General features: G+C 73.4%; 26 protein-coding genes. 12 read left to right on the forward strand and 14 right to left on the reverse strand.

The window, feature by feature from the left end; translation table 11 throughout:
- Window positions 1-105: 105 nt before the first annotated feature.
- The 4 genes from QRT03_RS24970 (at window position 106) to QRT03_RS24985 (ending at window position 4,422) form a co-directional block, all read left to right on the forward strand.
- Window positions 106-468, forward strand: coding sequence for a hypothetical protein (locus QRT03_RS24970; protein WP_286055820.1), 363 nt, complete (start codon window positions 106-108; stop codon window positions 466-468).
- 54 nt (window positions 469-522) lie between these two features.
- Complete coding sequence (locus QRT03_RS24975) at window positions 523-1,110, forward strand: TetR/AcrR family transcriptional regulator (RefSeq protein WP_286055821.1); 588 nt, start codon at window positions 523-525, stop codon at window positions 1,108-1,110.
- A gap of 11 nt (window positions 1,111-1,121) precedes the next feature.
- Window positions 1,122-2,876: an acyclic terpene utilization AtuA family protein gene (locus QRT03_RS24980; RefSeq protein WP_286055822.1), complete on the forward strand. Its 1,755-nt coding sequence runs from the start codon at window positions 1,122-1,124 to the stop codon at window positions 2,874-2,876.
- A gap of 61 nt (window positions 2,877-2,937) precedes the next feature.
- On the forward strand, window positions 2,938-4,422 hold the full coding sequence (locus tag QRT03_RS24985) for a CoA transferase (protein ID WP_286055823.1): 1,485 nt from the start codon (window positions 2,938-2,940) through the stop codon (window positions 4,420-4,422).
- On the opposite strand, the gene QRT03_RS24990 is transcribed toward QRT03_RS24985, so the two are convergent.
- On the reverse strand, window positions 4,410-4,865 hold the full coding sequence (locus QRT03_RS24990; protein WP_286055824.1) for a protein-tyrosine phosphatase family protein: 456 nt from the start codon (window positions 4,863-4,865) through the stop codon (window positions 4,410-4,412). The genes QRT03_RS24985 and QRT03_RS24990 overlap by 13 nt on opposite strands.
- A gap of 231 nt (window positions 4,866-5,096) precedes the next feature.
- Window positions 5,097-6,293, reverse strand: coding sequence for an MFS transporter (locus tag QRT03_RS24995; protein WP_286055825.1), 1,197 nt, complete (start codon window positions 6,291-6,293; stop codon window positions 5,097-5,099).
- Between the two features lie 62 nt (window positions 6,294-6,355).
- Between QRT03_RS24995 and QRT03_RS25000 the strand changes: the two genes are divergently transcribed.
- The gene (locus QRT03_RS25000; protein ID WP_286055826.1) at window positions 6,356-6,949 is read left to right on the forward strand and encodes a TetR-like C-terminal domain-containing protein; all 594 of its coding nucleotides are present in this window, start codon (window positions 6,356-6,358) and stop codon (window positions 6,947-6,949) included.
- On the opposite strand, the gene QRT03_RS25005 is transcribed toward QRT03_RS25000, so the two are convergent.
- The 3 genes from QRT03_RS25005 to QRT03_RS25015 all read right to left on the reverse strand — a co-directional run bounded on the left by QRT03_RS25005 (window position 6,925) and on the right by QRT03_RS25015 (window position 9,290).
- Entirely contained in the window at window positions 6,925-8,100 is a 1,176-nt protein-coding gene (locus QRT03_RS25005; protein WP_286055827.1) for an alkane 1-monooxygenase, read from the reverse strand. The two genes, QRT03_RS25000 and QRT03_RS25005, sit on opposite strands and share 25 nt — an antisense overlap.
- A 94-nt stretch (window positions 8,101-8,194) precedes the next feature.
- Complete coding sequence (locus tag QRT03_RS25010; protein ID WP_286055828.1) at window positions 8,195-8,503, reverse strand: NIPSNAP family protein; 309 nt, start codon at window positions 8,501-8,503, stop codon at window positions 8,195-8,197.
- A 199-nt stretch (window positions 8,504-8,702) separates the two neighbouring features.
- Window positions 8,703-9,290 (reverse strand): TetR/AcrR family transcriptional regulator, encoded by a 588-nt coding sequence (locus QRT03_RS25015; RefSeq protein WP_286055829.1) that lies wholly within the window; start codon window positions 9,288-9,290, stop codon window positions 8,703-8,705.
- Window positions 9,291-9,999: 709 nt separating this feature from the next.
- Between QRT03_RS25015 and QRT03_RS25020 the strand changes: the two genes are divergently transcribed.
- From QRT03_RS25020 to QRT03_RS25035, 4 genes are all read left to right on the forward strand, one after another.
- Window positions 10,000-10,437 carry a hypothetical protein gene (locus tag QRT03_RS25020; protein WP_286055830.1) on the forward strand — a complete coding sequence of 146 codons (438 nt, stop codon included), beginning with the start codon at window positions 10,000-10,002 and terminating at the stop codon, window positions 10,435-10,437.
- 268 nt (window positions 10,438-10,705) lie between these two features.
- On the forward strand, window positions 10,706-11,260 hold the full coding sequence (locus QRT03_RS25025) for a mycothiol transferase (protein WP_286055831.1): 555 nt from the start codon (window positions 10,706-10,708) through the stop codon (window positions 11,258-11,260).
- A complete protein-coding gene (locus QRT03_RS25030; protein WP_286055832.1) occupies window positions 11,257-12,147 on the forward strand; it encodes an aldo/keto reductase in 891 nt (296 codons plus the stop codon). Before QRT03_RS25025 ends, QRT03_RS25030 begins: the two co-directional genes overlap by 4 nt.
- Before the next feature lie 40 nt (window positions 12,148-12,187).
- Window positions 12,188-12,520, forward strand: coding sequence for a hypothetical protein (locus tag QRT03_RS25035; RefSeq protein ID WP_286055833.1), 333 nt, complete (start codon window positions 12,188-12,190; stop codon window positions 12,518-12,520).
- Here the strand turns inward: QRT03_RS25035 and QRT03_RS25040 are convergent.
- From QRT03_RS25040 to QRT03_RS25050, 3 genes are read right to left on the reverse strand one after another with little or no spacing between them, the layout of a single operon-like run.
- Window positions 12,489-13,721: a cytochrome P450 gene (locus tag QRT03_RS25040; protein ID WP_286055834.1), complete on the reverse strand. Its 1,233-nt coding sequence runs from the start codon at window positions 13,719-13,721 to the stop codon at window positions 12,489-12,491. The genes QRT03_RS25035 and QRT03_RS25040 overlap by 32 nt on opposite strands.
- Complete coding sequence (locus tag QRT03_RS25045) at window positions 13,721-14,296, reverse strand: TetR/AcrR family transcriptional regulator (RefSeq protein ID WP_286055835.1); 576 nt, start codon at window positions 14,294-14,296, stop codon at window positions 13,721-13,723. The genes QRT03_RS25040 and QRT03_RS25045 overlap by 1 nt, the downstream gene beginning before the upstream one ends.
- Complete coding sequence (locus tag QRT03_RS25050) at window positions 14,293-16,017, reverse strand: GMC family oxidoreductase N-terminal domain-containing protein (protein ID WP_286055836.1); 1,725 nt, start codon at window positions 16,015-16,017, stop codon at window positions 14,293-14,295. The genes QRT03_RS25045 and QRT03_RS25050 overlap by 4 nt, the downstream gene beginning before the upstream one ends.
- A 185-nt stretch (window positions 16,018-16,202) precedes the next feature.
- On the opposite strand from QRT03_RS25050, the gene QRT03_RS25055 reads away from it, so the two are divergent.
- A complete protein-coding gene (locus QRT03_RS25055) occupies window positions 16,203-16,499 on the forward strand; it encodes a helix-turn-helix domain-containing protein (RefSeq protein WP_286055837.1) in 297 nt (98 codons plus the stop codon).
- Window positions 16,500-16,506: 7 nt separating this feature from the next.
- Here the strand turns inward: QRT03_RS25055 and QRT03_RS25060 are convergent, their stop codons facing one another.
- The 3 genes from QRT03_RS25060 to QRT03_RS25070 form a co-directional block, all read right to left on the reverse strand.
- Window positions 16,507-17,094: a ClpP family protease gene (locus QRT03_RS25060; RefSeq protein WP_286055838.1), complete on the reverse strand. Its 588-nt coding sequence runs from the start codon at window positions 17,092-17,094 to the stop codon at window positions 16,507-16,509.
- Window positions 17,091-17,696, reverse strand: coding sequence for a ClpP family protease (locus QRT03_RS25065; RefSeq protein ID WP_286055839.1), 606 nt, complete (start codon window positions 17,694-17,696; stop codon window positions 17,091-17,093). The genes QRT03_RS25060 and QRT03_RS25065 overlap by 4 nt, the downstream gene beginning before the upstream one ends.
- 76 nt (window positions 17,697-17,772) lie before the next feature.
- Window positions 17,773-18,306 carry a hypothetical protein gene (locus tag QRT03_RS25070; protein WP_286055840.1) on the reverse strand — a complete coding sequence of 178 codons (534 nt, stop codon included), beginning with the start codon at window positions 18,304-18,306 and terminating at the stop codon, window positions 17,773-17,775.
- Window positions 18,307-18,368: 62 nt separating this feature from the next.
- Here QRT03_RS25070 and QRT03_RS25075 point away from each other — a divergent pair, with 62 nt between their 5' ends.
- Window positions 18,369-18,794 carry an MOSC domain-containing protein gene (locus QRT03_RS25075; RefSeq protein WP_286055841.1) on the forward strand — a complete coding sequence of 142 codons (426 nt, stop codon included), beginning with the start codon at window positions 18,369-18,371 and terminating at the stop codon, window positions 18,792-18,794.
- Here the strand turns inward: QRT03_RS25075 and QRT03_RS25080 are convergent, their stop codons facing one another.
- Window positions 18,795-19,175, reverse strand: a complete 381-nt coding sequence (locus tag QRT03_RS25080; protein WP_286055842.1) for a DUF6069 family protein — start codon at window positions 19,173-19,175, stop codon at window positions 18,795-18,797.
- Between the two features lie 70 nt (window positions 19,176-19,245).
- On the opposite strand from QRT03_RS25080, the gene QRT03_RS25085 reads away from it, so the two are divergent.
- A complete protein-coding gene (locus tag QRT03_RS25085) occupies window positions 19,246-19,722 on the forward strand; it encodes a MarR family winged helix-turn-helix transcriptional regulator (RefSeq protein ID WP_286055843.1) in 477 nt (158 codons plus the stop codon).
- Window positions 19,723-19,732: 10 nt separating this feature from the next.
- Here the strand turns inward: QRT03_RS25085 and QRT03_RS25090 are convergent, their stop codons facing one another.
- Both QRT03_RS25090 and QRT03_RS25095 read right to left on the reverse strand, forming a co-directional pair.
- Complete coding sequence (locus QRT03_RS25090) at window positions 19,733-20,572, reverse strand: alpha/beta hydrolase (protein WP_286055844.1); 840 nt, start codon at window positions 20,570-20,572, stop codon at window positions 19,733-19,735.
- A gap of 9 nt (window positions 20,573-20,581) precedes the next feature.
- Window positions 20,582-21,253 carry a hypothetical protein gene (locus QRT03_RS25095; RefSeq protein WP_286055845.1) on the reverse strand — a complete coding sequence of 224 codons (672 nt, stop codon included), beginning with the start codon at window positions 21,251-21,253 and terminating at the stop codon, window positions 20,582-20,584.
- Between the last annotated feature and the right edge of the window lie 184 nt (window positions 21,254-21,437).

The raw sequence follows: 21,437 nt of genomic DNA on the forward strand, positions 1-21,437 counted from the left end.
AAACGCGCTGACCTGGGCGGATGAGGCGGAACGTCCCGTGGCCGGGAGGTGTCGCGCAGGTGTATGCCTGAGCTACGCAACGTTCTCGGCTCCGAGGTGAGAGACATGTCCGATCGTCCGATGTCCGAGCGCAAGCACGTCGTGCCGGCGCCGCCGGCGCACTGCTGGGAGGTCCGGGGCTGGCAGCCGCCGACCCCGCCGTCGGACGACGACGCCGGTTGGCACACGATCGCCTTCTGCCCGACCCACGACGACGCCGCCGTCATCGCGCACGCCCTGGTCGCCACGGCCGCGCGGGAGCCGAGGACCCCGGGGTCGTTCGAGTACGCCGAGGTGTGGGGCCCGTCGGAGGAGGAGGGTGGGCGGTCGCACACCTGCGAGCGCTACCCGGAGCCGGACGTCCACGAGCGGCGCGCGATGTGGTTGCGCGCAGCTTCCTCGCTGTACACGGACGGTCTGACGGTGTGACGGAGATCCGGCCCCGTCGCCCCGGGGGCGGACACGGTCGTGTCAGGATGAGGCATGGGCCAGGCCACCCGTGAGGGATTCTTCGACGCCGCCCTCCGCCTGCTCGCCGCGGGCCACGACGACGGCGTGGCCTCGTCCGAGCAGCGTCGGGCCCGGCTGAAGCTGGCCCCGCTGTGCCGGGCGGTCGGCGTGACGACGGGCTCGTTCTACCACCACTTCGAGGGCTGGGACGGGTTCGTCGAGGCGCTGCTCGAGCACTGGGAGACCACCGAGACGGCGCGGCTCGTGGAGGCGGCCGGCCGGGAGGCGGACGCCCTCGAGCGGCTCTCCCTGCTCACCCACCTCGCCCTGACGTTCCCGCACGAGGCCGAGGCGGCGATCCGCGCGTGGGCGCACGTCGACCCCCGGGTCGCCGTGGTCCAGCGGCGGGTCGACCACGCCCGCTGGGTCGCGGTCGCGGAGTGCGCCGAGGAGGTGCTGCCCGGGGAGGGCGGCGAGGTGGCCTCGGTGGCCCTCGACACGCTGATCGGCTTCCAGTGCCGGCTGCGCCCGCTCGACGTCGACGACCTCCGCACCCGCTTCGCCCGGGTCCTGCGGCTCAGCGGCCTGCCGACCCCGGACGGGCTGCTGCCGCGCCGCTAGGGTGATCGTCCATGGCGGCCGTTCGCATTGCTAACTGTGCCGGGTGGTTGTGGGACCGGTTCTCCGGTCTGCGGGACGCACTGGCGGGTCCCGTCGACGTCGTCACCGGCGACTACCTCGCCGAGCCGACGCTGCGCCAGCTCGCGCTCGAGCGGACCAAGGACCCGTCGCTCGGCTATGCGCGCAGCTTCCTCGCGCAGTTCACCGACGCGGTGGACCTGCTCGTCGAGCGCGGGGCGAAGCTGGTCGTCGACGCCGGCGGGCTGAACCCGGCGGGTCTGGCCGAGCAGTGCCGCCAGGTGCTCGCCGAGCGCGGGCACACGCTGGTCGTCGCCCACGTCGAGGGCGACGACGTGCACGGCCGGCTGGCGGAGTTCGGGCCGCTGCCCCATCTCGACGACGGTCGCACCCTCGCCGACTGGGGTCACGACCCGGGCACCGCCAACGCCTACCTCGGCGGCTGGGGCATCACCGCCGCGCTCGCGGCCGGCGCCGACGTCGTGATCACCGGCCGTGTCACCGACGCCTCCCTGACGACGGGCGTCGCCGCCTGGTGGCACGGCTGGGGCCTCGAGGACTGGGACGCACTCGCCGGGGCGGTCGCCGCCGCCCACGTCATCGAGTGCGGGCCGCAAGCCACGGGCGGCAACTTCTCGGGCTTCACCTCCGTGCCGCGGGTCGACGACCTCGGCTACCCGATCGCCGAGATCGCCGCCGACGGCACGGCCGTGATCACGAAGCACGACGACGCGGGCGGCATGGTCACCACCGACACCGTCACCGCGCAGCTGCTCTACGAGATCCAGGGGCCGGTCTACCTCAACCCGGACGTCACGGTCGACCTGGCCGACGTCGTCGTCACGCAGGAGGGGCCGGATCGCGTCCTGCTGGACGGCGTCCGCGGCACCCCGCCGAGCCCGACGACGAAGCTCGCGATCACCGCGCCCGGCGGGTTCGAGTCGAGCGTCTCCTTCTACGCGACCGGGCTCGACCTCGAGGCCAAGGCTGCCCTGCTGCGCACCCACGTCGACCGGATCACTGCCGGGCTCGACCTCACGCTGCTGCGCGTCGACCGGATCGGGACCCCGGTCGAGGACCCGCGCGACCAGTGGGAGGCCGCGCAGCAGATCCTCGTGACCGCGCAGTCGCAGGACCGGCGCCAGGTCGGCGCCGAGCGCTTCATCGCGCCCCTGACCGGCCTGTTCCTGCCCGGCTACCCGGGGCTCTACGTCAACCCGCTGCGCGTCGCAAATCCCGTCGTCGAGTACTTCCCGACGCTCGTGCCGACCGAGGCGCTGCACCACGAGGTCGTCCTCGCGGACGGGTCGCGAGTGCCGGTGAAGGACACGCCGGTGCGGGCGGAGTTCCGCGGGCAGCCGCCGTCCGTGCCGGCCGCCGGCGGATCCTCTCCCGACAGAGCAACGAGCACGCCGATAGGGAGGCGTGCCCCGCTCGGGCTCGTCGCGCACGGCCGGTGCGGAGACAAGGGCGGCAACTCCAACGTGGGGTTCTGGCCGCGACGGGCGTCCGACGCGGCGTGGGAGTGGCTGCGGGCCGCGATCACGACGGACTGGGTCGCCGAGGTGTACCCCGGCGTCGAGATCGAGCGGCACGAGTTCCCGGGCCTACGGGCGGTGCACCTGGTGATCCACGGGATCCTCGGGAAGGGAGCCTCCTCGAACGGGCGCCCGGACATCGCGGGCAAGGCCGTCGCGGAGTTCCTCCGTGCCCGGCACGTCGACGTGCCCGAGGTGCTGCTGCCGTGAGGGGAAGATTCGAGCGCTCTTGTGGTGTGAGGGTTCCCCTCACGCGGGGCGGGGGCGGGGCGTGAGCGGGCTGACCGGACGGTTGGAGCACGCGTGGGCGCACCCGGTCGCGGCGGACGAGCCGTTCGACCTGACCGGCGAGCTCGAGGCGGTGCTCGGCGGGGTCGGGCTGTCCGCCGTCGACGCCGGCGGGGCGGTCACGATGACGGGTGCGGACCCGGTCGTGCCCTCCCCGATGCGCATCGGCGGGGCGGCGACGATCGGACTGCTGGCGAAGTCGGTGGCCGCGGCCGCAGTGCACCGGTGGCGCGGCGGACCGGGGCAGGACCTGCACGTCGACCTGCGCCGCGCGCCGCACCGGCTCTGCCCGTTCTACGACCGGCGATGGGAGCGGCTGGGACGCTACCCGGTCACCTCCACGCTGGAGACCGGCAACGCGATGGCGTTCTCGTTCTTCCGGTGCGCCGACGACCGCTGGGTGATGCCGCAGAACATGTACGCGGGGCTGCGCACACGGGCCCAGGAGCTGCTCGGGGTGCCGCTGACGAAGGAGCGGGTCGCGGCCGCGATCGGGGAGTGGACGGCGCCGGAGCTCGAGGCGGCCGCCGCGGAGGCGGGCGTCGTCATGCCGATGCTGCGCACGCTGCCGGAGATGCTCGCCTCGGAGCAGTACCCGCACCTCGCCGACCTGCCGCTGATCGAGGTCACCAAGATGGCGGACTCGGATCCGCAGCCCCTGCCGGCCGTCGGGAAGGGGCCCTTCGACGGGCTGCGGGCACTCGGCATGGGGCACGTCATCGCGGGCGCCGGGTTCGGGCGCTCGTTCGCCCTGCATGGTGCGGACGTGCTCAACCTCTGGCGGCCCGGCGAGGGTGAGCACGAGTCGACGTACGCCTCCGCCAACGTCGGAATGCGCTCGACGTGGCTGGACCCGCGGGCGGACCGTGCCGAGCTGTCGCGCCTGCTCTCCGGCGCCGACGTCTTCTTCCACAACCGGCGCCAGCAGTTCCTGTCCGAGATCGGGCTGACGCCGGCCGAGGCCTGCGCGGAACGGCCGGGGCTCGTCTACGTCAGCGTCTCGCTGCACGGGCTCGCCGGGCCCTGGGCGGGACGGCCGGGCTTCGACCAGTCGGCCGGCTCGGTGACCGGGATGATGCTGCTCGAGGGCTCAACCGACCGACCGCGGCTGCCGCCGATCATGGTGGTGAACGACTACATCGTGCCGTGGCTGGCCCAGGCCGGGGTGGCGTCGGCGCTCCGTCGCCGGGCGACCGAGGGCGGCTCGTACCACGTGCACGTGTCGCTGACCCGGGTCGCGCTGTGGATCCTGTCGCTGGGGATCTTCGACAAACAGTGGGCGCACTCGATGGCCGGTTCGGCGGGCGAGCACGAGTACCTCGACCCGCAGACCTTCACCGCCGCGACGCCGCTGGGCGACTACCAGGGCGTCACCGACCAGGTGGACATGTCGGTGACGCCCGGGCACTACGACCCCGTGCTCGACGCCCGGGGGTCCTCCGGCCCGGTCTGGCGTCAGAGCTCGTAGAGCATCTCCAGGAACTCCGGGTTGTTCAGCGCGCCGTGGCGGGCCTCGCGGACGGCGGCGATCGCATCGTCCGCGGTGTAGCCGTCCCGGATCAGCGCCGCCGCCGAGAGCAGGCCGGACCGGTTCATCCCGGCGGCGCAGTGGATCAGCACCCGCTTGCCGGACGCCCGCATCGACCGCACGAGGTCGGCCAGCGCGATCAACGTCTCGCGGTCGGGCTTCGGGCCGTCGTCGATGAGCCAGTGGACGTAGAACTCGACGTCCTCGAGCGGGGGCTCCTCGCCGGAGAGGTCGAACACGGCGTCCCACGGCTCGCCGGGGCTGGGGTGCCCGGACTGCCAGAGGCCGGGCACGACCTCGTCCGCCGGCCACGGGGGCGCCTCGTCGACCAGGTCGTCACGGAGATGGGCGGGGACGTAGCCCTCGAGGGGATCGGAACTCACCCGATCTCTGTACCCGCCCTGATCCGAGTTCTCGCGGCGCATTTCCGGGCGTGCGGCCTCGTGATCAACGAGCACTCCGGGTCGTCGGGCGGTCCGGGGAGCGCCGAGAGTGCTCGGTGATCACGGACGAGGGGCGTGACGGCCGCAGCAGGTCCCGGGCGGTGGCGAGCCGTTGGCGTTGCCCGCCGGAGAGGGTCGCGCCGTCCTCGCCGACGAGGGTGTCGAAGCCGATCATGCGATGCCCGTGACCGGGCGACGACGGCGGGCGTGCACGACGTTGATCGCGACCGCCACCACCCCGAGCGCGACGATCACCGCGCCGTAGACCTCCGCGGCGGTCGCGAGGCCCACCAGGCCGCTGCCGATCCCGGCGACGACGGCCGGCACGGAGAAGGCGGTGTAGGAGATGACGTAGGCGACGGCGAACAGCTCGCCGCGCTCGTCGGGGCCCGCGATCTCGGCGAAGACGCCGAAGCAGGCGAGCGCGGCGGCGCCGAAGCCGACGCCGGCGACGACCGTGCCCAGTCCCGCCACGACGACCGAGCCCAGGGCCATCCCGAGCAGCGTCACCGCGGTCCCGACCGCGAGCAGTCCGGCCGCCGGCGCGACGAGCGAGCGCACCGCCCGGTCCCGCAGCAGGTAGGAGGTGACCGCCCCCGTGCCGCACAGCAGGGTCACGACGAGGCCGCCGACCAGCCGGGACTGCACCCCGAGCAGCGTCGACGCGATCGACGGGCCGAGCGACATGTACAGCCCGCCGAGCGCCCAGCTCGTGACGAGCACCGGGGTGATCGCGAGGACCTCGGCGCGCAGGCGCGGCGCGACCCCGACCCGCGGGACCAGTGACGACCAGACCCCGGACCGCCGCGTCGACGTCTCGGGCAGGACCGCCACGATGACCGCCGACACGACGAGCAGGGCCAGCAGGACGATCCACACCAGACGCGTGGGGGCGGGCGCCAGCTGGATCAGCGCGCCGGCGCCGACCGCGCCGGCCGCTAGGCCGGCGAGGGTCCCGACCCCGGTGATCATCCCGGCGCGGTGCGGGGCCTCGGGCGGTGCGAGGTCCACCATCGTGGCGCCGAGGGTGGTGATCGCGGCCCCCGTCGCGATGCCCTGCAGGACGCGCGCGACGAGCAGCGCCGCCACGTCACCCGCCGTCAGGAAGACGACGAAGGAGACGGCCTCGAGGGCGATCGCGCCGGCGAGGACCGGACGGCGGCCGACGTGGTCGGAGAGTGCGCCGACGACGAGCAGCGCGCCGAGCAGGCCGAGCACGTAGACGGCGAAGACGACCGTCAGCGTCGCGGCGGAGAACCCGAAGAGCTGCTGGTAGAGCGGGTACAGCGGGCTCGGCACGCTGGAGGCGGCCGGGAACAGCACGACGATGCCGCCGACGGCCGCGAAGAGCCGAGCGCGGGTTCGCACAGATCGCTGCGTTTGCACGACGACGACGCTAGCACGGCTTCAGCAACGATCGCTGCGTTAGGATGGGGATCGTGAGTGAGACGAGCGGGTCCCGGCCGGGCGGCCGGTCGGCGCGGGTCCGGGCGGCGGTACACCACGCGGTGGAGGACCTGGTCGCCGAGGGCGTGCGGACCGAGGACCTGACGATCCCCGTGGTGGCCGCGCGCGCCGGGGTGCACGCGACGACGGTGTACCGGCGCTGGGGCTCGGTGGCCGAGCTGCTCGCGGCGGTCGCGGAGCACCGCTTCACCGGGGACGTCGTGGTGCCCGACACCGGCGGGCTCGGCGGCGACCTGGAGCGCTGGGCCGGTGACGTGGCCCGCGACCTCGCCGATCCCGACAGCCTCGCCCTCATGCGCGCCTCCATCGGCGCCGGCGAGACCGCCTCGTGTGCCTGCACGGCCGATCGGCGGGCCCAGATCACGGCGATCCTCGACCGGGAGCGGGCCCGCGGGGGAGCGGTCCCGGAGGTCGACGCCGTGGTGGACGGGCTGCTGTCGCCGCTCTACTACGAGGCCCTCTTCGTGCCGGCGCACGAACGAGGGCCCGCACCCGGCAGCCGGGTACGGGCCCTCGTCGGGAACCTGTTGGGTCAGACGGCCTCGCTCACGCCGTAGCGGGCGCGCTTGCGGGGGAGGACGTTGGCCTGCGTGAGGTCGCCGTCGTAGTGGGCGATGACCTTCGGGTCCATGATCGCCCGCCACAGCGGCGGGATGACCGCGACGACGATCATCGTGCCGTAGCCGCTGGGCAGCTGCGGGGACTCGTCGAAGTGGCGCAGCGTCTGGTAGCGCCGGACCGGGTTCGCGTGGTGGTCCGAGTGCCGCTGCAGCTGGTAGAGCAGCAGGTTCGAGACGGTGTGGTCGGCGTTCCAGGAGTGCCGCGGGTCGACCCGCTCGTAGCGCCCGTCGTCCCGCTTCCCGCGCTTGAGGCCGTAGTGCTCGAGGTAGTTCACGACCTCCAGCAGGCTGAACCCGACGACCGCCTGCACGACGAGCCACGGCAGCACCGCCCAGCCGAACACCGCGACCAGGGCGCCGAACAGGACGACGGTCATGGCCCAGGCGATCAGGATGTCGTTGCGCCAGGTCCAGTGGCTCTTCTGGTGGCGGGCGAAGCGCTTCTTCTCCAGCTCCCACGAGCTGGTGAGCGAGCCCCAGACGCTGCGCGGCAGGAAGCTGAGCCAGAAGCTCTCGCCGAGCCGCGAGCTCGCCGGGTCCTCCGGGGTCGCGACCCGCACGTGGTGCCCGCGGTTGTGCTCGACGTAGAAGTGGCCGTACGCGGAGGTCGCCAGCGCGATCTTGGAGAGCCAGCGCTCGTTCTCCTCGCGTTTGTGCCCGAGCTCGTGCGCGGTGTTGATCGCGATGCCGGAGACGACGCCCATCGTGAGCGCGAGGCCGATGTTGCTGACGACGCCCAGGTCCTGCGTGGCCCAGACCCAGCAGCTGAACACGAGGCTGACGTACTGCACCGGCAGGAACAGGTAGGTGATCCAGCGGTAGTACTTGTCGGCCTCGAGGCGGGCGCGCTCGGAGTCCGGCGGGTTGTCGTTGGTGCGGCCGATGAGCAGGTCCATCGCCGGCAGGACGACGAACAGGATGATCGGGCCGAGCCACCAGAACAGGCTCAGGCCGGTCAGGTGCACCAGGCCGTACGCCGCGATCGGCAGGGCCGGCATGACGGTGCCGAGCGGCCAGAGGTAGCGGCGCTTGTCGCGCCACGGCTCCTGGTCCTCCAGTCGATCCTCGCGTGCCTGTTCGACGGTCATCGTCGGCCTCCTCGCGTTCCCCGGACGCCGTTAACTGTGACAGCGCGTCGCAATAGAAACAAGACCGAGTTTTTGTCTCAGTTCGGACAGTGCGTCACGTCGGCAGGAGAGGCCGCATGAAGGTGCGCTCGTGGCGCAGGACGCAGCCGGACTCGTCGCGGATGCGGTCGGCCGCGACGAACTCCGGGTCGACGTCGAACCCCTGCCGGTAGATCTCGTACTCGGCGAGGCTCGGGAAGCTGAACAGTGCGAGGGCCTCGTCGCTCGCGCCCTCGCCGGGCAGGAAGTAGCCGTGATGGGTGCCGCCGTGCCGGTCGACGAGCTCCATCCAGGCGGCCGCGAAGCGCTCGAAGGCGTCGATCTTCGCGGGGTCGATCGTGTACCGGACGACGCAGGTGATCATGCCGGGGAGTACCCGGGCGACCCGTTCCCGACGGCGGGTCGGGGCCGGCTCTCCCGGGCCGGATCGCGCCGACCCCGGTGGGTGGATGGGTGACCGCTCGTCGGGGCCCGGACGGGCGCGCGAGTGCGACGCCACGCAGGTCCGGGTGCCGGCGAACGTGCGTGGTGTCCACCTCGTGATGGCCCGACACAGGGCGGGGTCAGGCAGCGAGGAGGCAGGTGGCGATCCGGGCGAGGCGGTCGGCGGCGTCGGCGTGGTCCAGGCCGGGGGAGACGAGGTGGCTGATGGTCAGGCGTACGACGGCATCGACCGCGTCCTCGACCACCCGGCCCTCGGTCTCGGGGCGGCGCCGGCGCACCCAGTCCCCGACCAGCCCGGTGCCGCCCGCGATGATCGCGTCGCCCCGCGTGGTGAGGAACGGCAGCAGACTGGTGTCGCCGCTGCGGCTGCCGGTCAGGATCGCGCGCAGCAGCGGGTTGTCGGCGGCCTCGTCGAGGGTGAACCGGACCGCGCCGCGCACGCCCTCCGGGACCTCGTCGTTGCCGTCCAGGACCGACGCGATCCCGCCGAAGAAGCGCTCCGCCTCGCGCGCGACGAGCGCCTCGCCGACGCCGTCCTTGGTGCCGAACTCGCGGTAGAGGGTCGGGCGCGACACTCCCGAGGCGGTGGCCACCTCGCCGATCCGGACGCGGTCCCAGCCGTGCTCCACCGCGAGGTCAGCGGCGGTGTCGAGCACGCGCTCGCGCACCTGGCGTCGGAACTCGACGCGGAGTGATTCGCCGGTCATGCGTCGAGTGTCACTCATTGCGACCGATAACGTTCGCGGAGCACAGGTAGTGGGGCTGAACGGGTGTCGACACTCCGTCCGTTACCGCATCGTGACCCGACTAGTTTCTGCGGGCATCCGGCCTGAGCTGCGCGTCTGTACGGCGCAAGCACGAGGAGGTCACATTACGCCAACTCAGTGAACACAGACCGTTGGTCCGAGCGGGTGTAACGCGTCCGGGTGGCTACCGATGAGTCGGCCACAGTGCGAGCAGGACCGGTCGTCGGGGCCAACGAACGAGGGAGTCGCAAGGATGCGTGCACGTCCCGGACGGTTGCTGCCGAGTGTGATCGTCGGTGGACTCCTGGCTGCTGGACTGGCCCTGGGAGCGGGCTCCGCGAGCGCTGCCGAAGGCGACAAGTGTCAGATCGGCTCGAAGAGCTACATCAGCGAGTCGGCCCTGTACGGGGCCGACTCCGACAAGGACTGCGTGGGTCCGCTCGGGAAGATCACCGCCTTCGCAGCCGACCTGGTCGGGCTTCTGCGGGAAGATGATGTCGCGCCGACGACAGCTCCGAAGCCGACCGTGAGCGCGTCCCCAACCACGACGCCCCCTACGACCTCGACGACTCCTGCGGGTGCTGGTGGGAGCGGGGGCTCCGCCAACGGGCAGGGTCGCGGGAACCAGATCGTCGCCGCTCAGGCACCGCCTCCGGCCGCACTCCCCGCCGTGGCGCCAGCTCCGGCCCTGCCGGCTGGGGCCCTCGGCGCCCTGCCCCCGCTGCCGGCGTTCGCACCGGCGGGTCTCGCGACGAACCTGTTCGGCGCGAACAACTACGACCCGGGTCTGCTGCTGGGGTCGCCGCTCGGAGACGCCGCGTCGGCGCTGTTCAACCCCAAGGCCGACAGCGACGTCACGACCGTGAGCCAGGCGCAGGTCCTCGGCGCCACCTCGGGCAGCGGCTACGGCACACCCGTGACGATCGGCGTGATCATCCTGGCCTGCCTCATCGGGTTCGCCGTGCGGCACCGCGTGATCAGCCGGATGAAGGCCCGCGAGCTGCCGCCGGTCGACTACACCCCGCGGCACGCCGCCCCGGAGCCCGAGACCGAACTGGTCGAGGCGCCGCACGAGGCCCGGACGATGGTGGTCCTGACTCCGAGGTAGTCCACCGCTAGGCACATGATCATGCCGAGCGCGACGTCGCGCTCGACATGATCAACTGACTAGCACCCTCACCAACGAGACCCCGCCGGGCGGTCACCGCGTCGACCGCCCGGCCCTCGACGGCCGGCTGCCCCCGGCCCCCGACGATCCGACGGCGGACCTCCCCTGGCCGCCGTCGGATCGTCGGACACCGATGCACCGGACACGGCGATCACCGCCCTAGCGTGCCGACGAGCCGGACGGACTCGCGGCGCTAGCGTGGGCGCCGATGACCGACACCCCCTGGGAACCGCCGCTCGCGGGCACCGAGGCCGAGCAGTTGGTCGGGGCGCTCGAACGGCTCCGCGCGACGTTCCGCTGGAAGGCCGACGCGCTCGACGAGGACGGCCTTGCCGCGACCGTCGGCGTCTCCGCGCTGACCCTCGGCGGGCTCCTCAAGCACCTCGCGTGGGTCGAGGGCCTGACGTTCCGGGGCAAGCTCCACGGCGAGCGGCTCGGCCCACCGTGGGACGACGCCCCCTGGGACGACGACCCGGACCGGGAGTTCACCTCCGCCGCCGCCGACGGCCCCGCCGAGCTCTACGCCCGCTACGACCGCGCGGTCGCGGACTCCCGCGCCGCGCTCGAGGATGCCCTCGGCGACGGCGGGCTCGATCGCACCGTCCACCTCACCGGTTCCGACGGCGAGCGGGTGACCCTCCGCCGACTGGTCTGCGACCTCGTCGAGGAGTACGGCCGTCACACCGGCCATGCCGACCTGCTGCGCGAGTACGTCGACGGCCGCGTCGGCGAGGACCCACCGCCCGGATGGAGGCCACAGTGACCAGGCTCGTGCTCGGCTGCATGCGCATCGAGGGTCTCGACAACGGGTCGGTGCGGGCCCTCGTCGACACCGCACTCGACGTCGGGATCACCACGTTCGACCACGCCGACATCTACGGTTCCACCCGCCACGCCTGCGAGCGCCGGTTCGGGGAGGCCGCCGGGCTGACGGGCGCCCGGCGGGACGCGGTGACGATCCAGACGAAGGTCGGCATCCGCGAGGGCTACTACGACTTCTCCCGCGAGCACGTCCGGCGCTCCGTCGACGAGTCGCTCGAGGCGTTGCGCGTCGACCACGTCGACGTCCTGCTCCTGCACCGACCCGATGCGCTGGCCGACCCCGACGACGTCGCCGAGACGCTCGACGGGCTCGTCCGGGAGGGCAAGGTCCGGGCGGTCGGCGTCTCGAACCACACCGCCTCCCAGATCGAGCTGCTCGCGCGCTCGCTGCCCCACCCCGTCGTCACGAACCAGATGCAGCTCGGCCTCGGCCACGCCCCGATGATCGCCGCCGGGCTGGCGGCCAACGTGGCGAGCCTGGACCAGTCGGTCGACCGCGACGGCGGCGTGCTCGACGCGTGTCGGCTGCGGGGGATCACCGTGCAGGCCTGGTCGCCGTTCGCCGACGCGCTGGGCCGGATCGTCCTGGGCGACCGCGAGCACCACGCCGAGCTGAACGACGCCCTCGACGAGATCGCCCACGCGCACGGCGTCACCCCGACCGCCGTCGCGACCGCCTGGATCACGACCCACCCGGCGCGGATGCAGGTCGTCGTCGGCTCCACCCGTCCGGAGCGCATCCGCGACGCGGCACCGGGAGCGGACCTCCGGCTCTCGCGGCCCGAGTGGTACCGGCTCACCGCCGCAGCGGGCTACGCGATCCCGTAGACGTCGTAACGCGTTAGCCCGAACAGTCGAAGCAGAAGGCGTGAACCTCACGACCTGGCTGCCCCTCGGACTCGGGCTGCTCCTGATCCCGCCGGTCGCCGCCGTGCTGACCTATCGCCTGCTGCGCCGCCCCGTGTGGGCGTGGCAGGCGTTCCTCGTGCGCGGACTGGCCGGGGTGACCGGCTTCCTCGGGGTCGGGGCGGTCGTGACGATCGTGCTGTCGCTCGCGAGCGGCCTGCCCGAGGTCGTCGGCGGCGTCGTCGCGATCGCGATGGGGGTGCTGGTCGCGGGCAGCGTCTGTCTCACCGCCCGCGGCCTGCGCGACCCCGCACCCGCCGTCGTCACCCCGCCAGACGAACCGGCAGGTGCTTGATCCCGTTGACGAAGATCGAGCGCAGGCGGTCGGGTTCGCCCACGACCTCCAGCTCGCCCATCTCCGTCAGGAGCCGCCGGAACATCACCCCGGCCTCGCGCCGCGCGAGGTGCGCGCCGAGGCAGAAGTGCGGTCCGTGGGCGCCGAAGCCCTGGTGCGGGTTGGGGGAGCGGCGCAGGTCGAGCCGCTCGGGCTCGGTGAACACCGACTCGTCGCGGTTCGCCGAGCCGTAGACCAGCAGCAGCTTCTCCCCGGCCGCCACGGGCACGTCGCCGACGGTGGTGTCCTCGACGACGGTGCGCCGCATCCAGTTGATCGGCGACGCCCAGCGCACCACCTCGTCCACCGCGGTCGGCAGCTCCGGCTCGGCCGTCCACGTCGCCCGCGCCTCGGGGTCGAGGTGCAGGCCCCAGATGCCGTGGGTGATCGCGTTGCGGGTGGTCTCGTTCCCCGCGACGCAGAGCAGGATGAAGAACGAGGCGATCTCCTGGTGCGTGAGCCGCTCGCCGTCGACCTCGCCGTGGACCAGCGCGGAGAGCACGTCGTCGCGCGGGTCGTCCTCGACGCTCGCCGCCAGTTCCGTCATCAGCCCGGAGAGCCCCGCACCCGCCGTCAGGTAGTCCTGCAGCGGGTTCTCGGAGGTGACGTACTCCGGGTCGTCGCCCGCGAGGATCATGTTCGACCACGTGAAGACGTCGTCGCGCCGCGACTCCGGGATGCCCATCATGTCGCAGATCAGCAGCAGCGGGAGCGGTGCGGCGATCTCGGTGACCAGGTCGAACTCGCCGCCGTTCGCCGCGGCGGTCGCCCGGGCGCGCTCGAGCACCTCGCCGGCGATGCGCTCGACGTCGTCGATCAGCTTCCCGACCCGCTTCGGCGTGAACGCGCCCGCCGCGATCCGCCGGATCTTGGTGTGGCGCGGGGCGTCCATGCTGATCAGCGAGCCGAAGAACTCGTGGGCCTCGGCGGGCAGGTCGAGGATCGAGACGGCGCCCTTCCCGGAGCAGAACCGGTCGGGGTTGCGGCTGACCTCCTCGACGTCCGCGTGCCGCGTCACGACCCGGAACCCGTTGCCCGGTGGGAACCCGGGGAACTCCGGCTCGGCGTACCAGGGCAGGCCGTCGGTGGCGCGGAGCTCGGCGAAGGCGGCGTAGCGCTCCTTCCAGCCGAGCTCCCAGAACTCGCGGGTGCCGAGGTCCATCAGTCCTCCAGGATCGTGACGAGCGTGGTGGTCAGCAGCTTCCGGACGGCGGGTCGGTCGAGTGATCCGCGCACCAGCCACTCGCGGGAGGCGGCGCGGACCATGCCGAAGAAGGCGCGCACCCGGGCGCGCAGGGGCTCGTCGCCCGGGTCGAGCTCCAGGGCGGTGAGGACCCGGTCGACGGCGGTCTCGTCGGCGTCCTCGACGACCGCGTCGATCTCGGCGTCGCCGGAGAGCCCCAGGCCGACCGACAGCCACAGCGTCCGCCGGTCCTCGACGCTGTCCAGGAACCACTCGACGGCCGCGGCCGCGCGTTCCTCGCGCCCGCGGCCGGGCAGGTCGGCCGCCGCCTGTTCGGGGATCGTCAGCAGCTCGCGCAGCGCCTCGAGGTAGAGGGCGCGCTTGGTGCCGAAGTAGTGGTTGAGCAGGGCCCGCGCGACGCCGGCCTCCCGCGCGAGGTCGGTGGTCGAGACGTCGGCGTAGGGCCGCTCGGCGTAGATCCGCAGCGCGGCGTCGAGGATCTCGGTCCGGCGGGCGTCCGGGTCGAGGCGCCGCCGGGCGGCCAGCTCGTTCACCGCACGACCGTCAGCGGCAGCCGCAGCGCGCCCGGCGCCTCGGCGGGGACGGCGGGACGGTGCGGGGCGACCGGGTCGACCCGGCGGTACGGCTCGCCGGGGGCCGGCCGCCGGTCGGCCTCGCCGGCGTTCGGCCACAGCGACAGCGCCCGCTCGGCCAGCGCCGTGATCGTCAGCGACGGGTTCACGCCCAGGTTCGCGGGGATCGTCGACCCGTCGATCACGTGGATGCCGGGGTGCCCGTGCAGGCGGTGGTACGCGTCCACGACGCCGTCGTCGGGCGTGGAGCCGAGCACCGCACCGCCGAGGAAGTGCCCCGTCACGGGGATGTTCGCGAGGCTCGACGCCGCGCCCACCGGGACACCTCTGATGCGTCGCGCGACCCGCCGTGCGACCTCGTGCCCGGCGGGAATCCACGGCGGCGCGGACTCCCCGTCGGGCGCCGCGCTGGTGAGTCCGGGCAGGAACCGGCGGCGGCGCAGGACCAGCGAGTTGTTCAGCGTCTGCATGACGAGGAGCACGATCGACTCCTCCGACCAGCGCCGCGGCCGGTGCAGGAGCTTCAGTTCCCGACGACGGGTCACGACGGCTCGCACGACCCGTCGCAGGCCCGGCCCGTGCCGGCCGATCGTCGGGTCGTCGGGGTCCGCGGTGCCGTCGACCAGCATCGCCGACATCAGCGCGAGCAGGTTCGACCCGTGGCCGTAGCGGACCGGCTCGACGTGGGTGTTCTCGTCGACGTGGATCGAGGAGGTGATCGCGACGCCGTCGGTGAAGTCGGCGGCCGGGTCCGGGGTGCGGGCGGCGAGGATCGCCTCGGAGTTGGTGCGCACGCCCCGGCCGAGGCGAGCGGAGATGCGGGGGAGGAGTCCCTTCGCCCGCTGGCGGTGCAACAGCCGCTGCGTGCCGAGCGCGGAGGCCGCGACGACGACCTGACCCGCCGTCAGGACCCGTCGTCGGGAACGGTGGCCGAGGCGCGGGGTCTCCCGGACCTCGACGTCGTAGCCGGAGGCGCCGGACAGGTCGCCGTGCCGGGGCGAGATGTGGGTGGCGGTGGTCAGCGGATGGACGACGGCGCCCGTGGCCTCGGCGAGGTGGAGGTAGTTCTTCGCGACCGTGTTCTTCGCGTCGTGGCGGCAGCCGGTCATGCACTCGCCGCAGTGCCGGCAGGTGTGGCGGGACGGCCCGGCGCCGCCGAAGTACGGGTCGGGGACCTCGACGCCGGGCTCGTCGCCGAACAGCACGCCGACGTCCGCGTTGCGGTAGGTGTGCCCGACGCCGAGCTCGTCGGCGACCTCGCGCATCACGGCGTCCGCGGCCGAGGTGCGCGGGTAGGTCGTGACGCCGAGCATGCGGGAGGCCTGGTCGTAGTGCGCGTCCAGCTCGTCGTCCCAGTCGACGCCTTCGGGCCAGGAACCGTCGGCGAACACCCGTGGCGGCGGCCGGTACAGCGTGTTCGCGTAGACCAGCGAACCGCCGCCGACGCCCGCGCCGGAGAGCACGAGGACGTGGCGCAGCGGGTCGACGCGGAAGATTCCGTGCAGGCCCAGGCGGGGTGCCCAGAGGAAGTCGCGCAGGTGCCAGGACGTGCGGGCGAACTCGTGGTCGGCGAACCGGCGGCCGGCCTCGAGCACGCCGACGCGGTAGCCCTTCTCGCGGGCCCGCAGCGCGGTGACCCCGCCACCGAACCCCGAGCCGATCACGAGGACGTCGTAGTCCATGCCGGGCACTCTGCGCCGCTTGTTGGCAGCGTGTCAACAGTCGCCGGTGTTCTGCTCCTGGCGGAACTCCGGGACGGGTGGGGCGCCCGTCTGTCAGCGTGCTCGGCATGGGTGAGCTGATTCGGCTGGACGCGCACCGACGGGACCGAACGAACGGCACTCTCGCGCACGTAGAAGCTGCGAAAGTGCCGCTCGCTCATCGGGGCGGGGGCCCGGAACCGCTGTGGCGCGAGGTGGTCGGGCGGCGGGTCCGCGCCGTGCGCCGGGACCGCGGGGAGCGACTCGCCGACACCGCGGAGCGCGCCGGCATCTCCCCGCAGTACCTCTCGGAGGTCGAGCGCGGGCGCAAGGACCCGTCGAGCGAGATCCTCGCGGCGGTGGCGGGCGCCCTCGGGGTGTCCCTGCGCGAGATCGTCGAGCTCGCCCACGCCGACCTCGCCCGGGGCGCCGGCGCGCGGGGCCCGGTGCTGCTGGCGGCGTAGGCACCTCCTAGTGCCGCTCGATCACGTGGTCGACGATCCCGTACTCGCGGGCGGCGGCGGCCGTGAGCACGAGGTCGCGGTCGGTGTCGCGTCGGAGGGTGGCCGCCTCCTTGCCGGTGTGCCGCGCCAGGATCGCCTCCATCTCCGCCCGGACGCGCACCACCTCGTCGGCGGCGAGGATGAGGTCCGGGATCGCTCCGCGACCCTGCGCGGCGGGCTGGTGCAGCACCACCCGGGTGTGCGGGAGCGCCGACCGCCGGCCCTCCGCCCCCGCCGCGAGGAGCACCGCGCCCGCCGCGACCGCCTGGCCGACGCACGTCGTCGCGACCGGGGCCCGCACGTACTGGATGGTGTCGTAGACCGCGAGCATGGCCGCGGTGTCACCGCCCTCGCAGTTGACGTAGAGCGAGATCTCCTGGTCCGGGGCGTCCGCCTCGAGGTGCAGGAGCTGGGCGATCAGCGCGTTGGCCACGCCCGCGTCGATGCCGGTGCCGAGGTAGACGATGCGCTGGCTCAGCAGGTGGGAGTAGACGTCGACGATGCGCTCGCCGCGCGAGTCCCGGGTGAGGACGTTCGGGATCGTGTAGCTGCTCATGCCGGCACCCCCATCCCGACCCGCAGCCGCCGCACCGGCATGACCTGGTCGAACCCGGACACGATGCCGTCGATGAACCCGTAGTCCCGGGCCTGCTCGGCGGTGAACCAGCGGTCGTGCAGCGAGTCCTCGAAGACGCGCTCGGGCGGCTGCCCGGTGTCGGAGGCGATCAGCCCGAGCACGGTGTCCCGGGTGTGGCGCAGGTCGTTGGCCTGGACCTCCACCTCGACGGCCGATCCGCCGATGCCCGACGACCCCTGGTGCATCAGGATCTTCGCGTGCGGCAGGGCGAACCGCTTGCCCGGCGTGCCGGCGGAGAGCAGGAACTGCCCGGCGCTGCAGGCCAGGCCCAGCGCCAGGGTGGACACGTCGCAGGGGACCAGGCGCATGACGTCCCGGATCGCGAGCATCGCCGGGACGGAGCCGCCGGGGGAGTGGATCCACAGGGCGACGTCGGCCGAGTCGTTCTCGGCCGCGAGAGTGAGCAGGTGGCCCGTGAGCGCGGTGCCGTTGTCGTCGTCGAGGGCGCCGTCGAGCACGAGCACCCGGTGGCGGAGCAGGTGGGCCCGCAGCTCCGGGGAGAACGTCGTCGGTTCGGTCATGGTTCGACGGTGGCGGGGCGCGGCCCGCCCTCGCCACGAACTCCGCTGGAGGCGGCGTCACGCTGCTGTGAGCAGATCAGAACAGCCCGTGGCAGGCCTCGACGAACTCCCGCCGGGCGCGTTCCGCGATCTCCGGCCACTGCTCGCGCGGCACGCACAGCGGGCCCTCGGACCCCAGGAACGCGTTCATCCCGTGCAGCGCGATCCATCGGGGGTCGTAGTCGCTCGCGGTAGCTGCGTCCCAGGCCGCCACCCGGTCGACCAGCCCCGGCAGCAACCCCGGCTCCGCGAACGCCCATCGGTTGATCGGTGGCCCGTGGGCCTCGGTGAGCGCGCCGCACGCGGCGCCGGCGCTGGGATCGGTGCAGCGGTGCGCGTCGTACCGGGCGCGCAGCTGGCCGGCGTAGAACCAGAACGCCCCGGTCTCGTGGTGCCCGTCGCGGAAGACCACGGACGCCATCGCGGTCAGGACGGCCGGGCACCACTGCTCCGGCGAGGCGAGGATGCGGGCGACGGTCTCCCCGCGGGACCGGTCGTCGCCGAGCCCGGTGAGGGCGGCGAGCTGCTCGGTCATGTCGATGTCGGCGTACTCGCCGGTGGAGCGGGTCATGCACCGGACCCTCGTCGGGCGCGCGCCGCCGGGCCTCCGTACGACTACCTACCCTGGAACCCGTGATCGTCGCCGCCCTCCACGTCGCCCCGGAGCGGAGGGCGCCGACGGAGGCCGTCGAGCGGATCGAGCTGGAGGCGGGGAAGGGCGTCGTCGGGGACCGCTACTTCGGGACCCGCCACCGCCACGTCTCCGTCCAGTCGCTCGAGGAGCTGGCCGAGGCCGCCGAGCGCCGCGGCGGCCCGGTCCCCGCGGGCGCCACCCGCCGCACCCTCACGCTCGATTCGGGCAGGGTCCCGACGACGCCGGGCGCGCGGCTCGTCATCGGCGACGTCGTGCTGGAGGTCGTCCGGAAGGCCGCCCCGTGCCGCGTCATGGAGACCGCCGTCGGTCCGGGAGCGGCCCGCGCGATGCACGAGCGGGGCGGGGCGATCTGCCGGGTCCTGACGTCGGGTGTGGTCGAGGTCGGCGACCCGGTCGCCGGCTGATCAGCGCACCGTCGGCCGCAGCGCGAGCACGACCGACACCGCGATCACGAGGTGCATCGCCATCAGACCCACGACGTTGACGAGGGTCGCGCCCTGGCCGAGCAGGAGCAGGTCGGGGATCCACGTGAGGGCGAGCACGACGGGCACGACGACGGGCAGGGCGCGTGGCGCGACCCGCCGTACCGCGAACCACCCGCCGGTCCCGAGGGCGACGCCGAGCACCGTCGCCGGCAGGAAGACCGCGGGCTGGAGGCCCATGGCGATCCCGCCGGCGTCGAGGGCGGAGACGACGAGGGCGATCAGCGAGTTCACGACCGCCGCCGCCACCAGGGCGACGCCGAGGCGGGCGGGGATCGGGGTGGTGCGGACGGCGGTGGTCATGACGGACGCTCCTCTGGGTTGCGTGTGCAACTCAAAGTGTGCGTCGGGTTGCGTGTTAAAGTCAACGCTCGTGGACGACGACGTGCGCTGGCTGGACGCGGGGGAGCGGTCGGCCTGGATCAACGTGGCGAAGGTGCTGCTGACGCTGCCGGGTGCGCTCGAGAGCCAGTTGCTGCGCGACGCCGACCTGACCCTGTTCGGCTACATGATCCTGGCGCGGCTCTCGGTCGTCCCGGAGGCGACGCTGCGCATGAGCGAGATCGCCGAGATGGCCAACGGGTCCCTCCCGCGGACCTCGCACGCGGTGACCCGGCTCGAGGACCGGGGCTGGGTCGCGCGCACCGTCTGCACCGGGCAGGGCCGGCGGTTCACGGTCGCCACCCTCACCGACGCCGGCCGCGCGCACCTCGAGGCCGCCGCCCCCGGGCACGTGGCCGAGGTGCGGCGGCTCGTGGTGGACCCCCTCGGCGCCGACTTCCTCGCCGTCGGCGGCTCGATCGAACGCGTCGTCGAGGCCCTCGGCCTGCCGACCGGGACGCTGGCCTGACGACGCCGGCCTAACCGCGCACCAGCAGCGGCACCGCCTCGTCACGCAGCGGACCCGGCATCGCGAGGCGGGTGCAGGCGTCGAAGTGGGTGCCGCCCTCCTGCTCCAGGGTCGTGATCGGCACCCCGGGCCACGCGTCGACGAGCAGCCGCTGCTGGCGGTCGAACTCCTCCGGCTCGCCCCCGCCGCAGGTGAGCAGCAGCGGCCCGGGGCCGGTGGGCGTGTGGTGGACCGGGCTCGCGTCGTGGGCGTCCTGCTCGCTCATCGCCAGGACGTCGTTGAGGTAGGAGCGCCGGATCGGCTCCAGGTCGTACAGCCCGCTGATCCCGACGACGGGTCCGATCGTGTCCGCCGGCAGGTCGTGCGCCGCCCAGTCGGTGGTCATGGCTTCGGCGACCAGGTGGCCTCCGGCCGAGTGCCCGACGAGACCGATGCCGGTCGGATGCACGCCGAAGTCCCCCGCCCGGCGGGCCAGCTCGGCGATGCCCGCCCGGACGTCGGCGATCACGTCGGCGATCGCCACGTCCGGGACCAGCCGGTAGTCCAACGAGGCGAACACCGCACCGGCCGTCAGGAAGGGCTCGGCGAGGAAGCCGAAGTGCTCCTTGTCCAGCGCCTGCCAGTACCCGCCGTGGACGAAGACGACGAGGGGCGCGGTGCCTCCGCCCGGCGGCGGGGAGTAGACGTCCACGGCCTGCCGGGGGTCGTCGCCGTAGCTGATCACCAAGGGCGGGTGGTCCCGGCGCAGGGCGTCACTGCGGGCGCCCCAGTCGGCGATGATCGCGTCCGCGTCGTCGACGAGCGCGCGGGCGTCGTACTGGGCGTCGAGCCATTCCCTCGTGGCGTCCATGGTCGCGGGCTACCCCGCGAACGCCCGGCGGTAGTACGCGACGAGCCGGTCCGCGAGGTCCGCGGGCAGGCCGGCCGCGCGCTGCTCGTCGACCACGGCGAGGAACTCCCGGCCGTACCGGGCATCGTCGTCGAGCGGGTCGCCGGGCAGGTGGAGCAGGGCGAAGGCGCTCGCCAGGTCCGGCGCCAGCGTAGCGAGGGCGTCGGAGGTCGGTCCGCCGGTCCAGGCCGGCAGGCCGTGCATCCACACCACGACCTCGCCCGCCCGCTCTCCACCCACCCGCACGTAGATCCGCTCCAGGTACTCGAAGCCCCCGATCGGCACGGCGTGGAGCAGGACGCCCGGCACCCGTCCGCCGTCGGTCGCGAGGTCGATCTCGTGGTCGAGCCACCCGTCGAGCGCGAGGCCGCTGGGCTCGTCGTCGCCGAACAGCTCGGCCCAGCTCAGCGGCTGCGGCTCGCCGTCGAGCTCGACCGTCACGGCGTAGTCCAGCCGCCCGCCCCCGACCGTGGCCCAGAGCGCGAGCAGTTCCTCGGGCAGCGGCGCCGCGCAGACCCGGGCGATCTCCTCGACGCGGGCCGACGGTGTCGGCGGCCGGGCCTCGTACACGACCCGCCCGGCGACCGGCACGAACCCGTGTTCGCGCAGCACGGCCAGGTCGCGCTCGTCGAACTCCGTCACGTCGTCCTCCCGTCGCGCCGGGTGCAACCTTCCACTCCGCGTGCCGTCACGCCGTTGCGAGGGTCCAGGGCCGGTTGTGGCGGGGTGTCCGGGTGGGGTCGAGCCACTTCGGGGGGATGAACCAGGGCAGCCGTTGGTCCATGACGATCTCCCAGCCCGACCGGTGCACCAGCCCGTGGTGGTA

This window comes from Actinomycetospora termitidis (assembly GCF_030286555.1).
GTDB classification, from domain to species: domain Bacteria; phylum Actinomycetota; class Actinomycetes; order Mycobacteriales; family Pseudonocardiaceae; genus Actinomycetospora; species Actinomycetospora termitidis.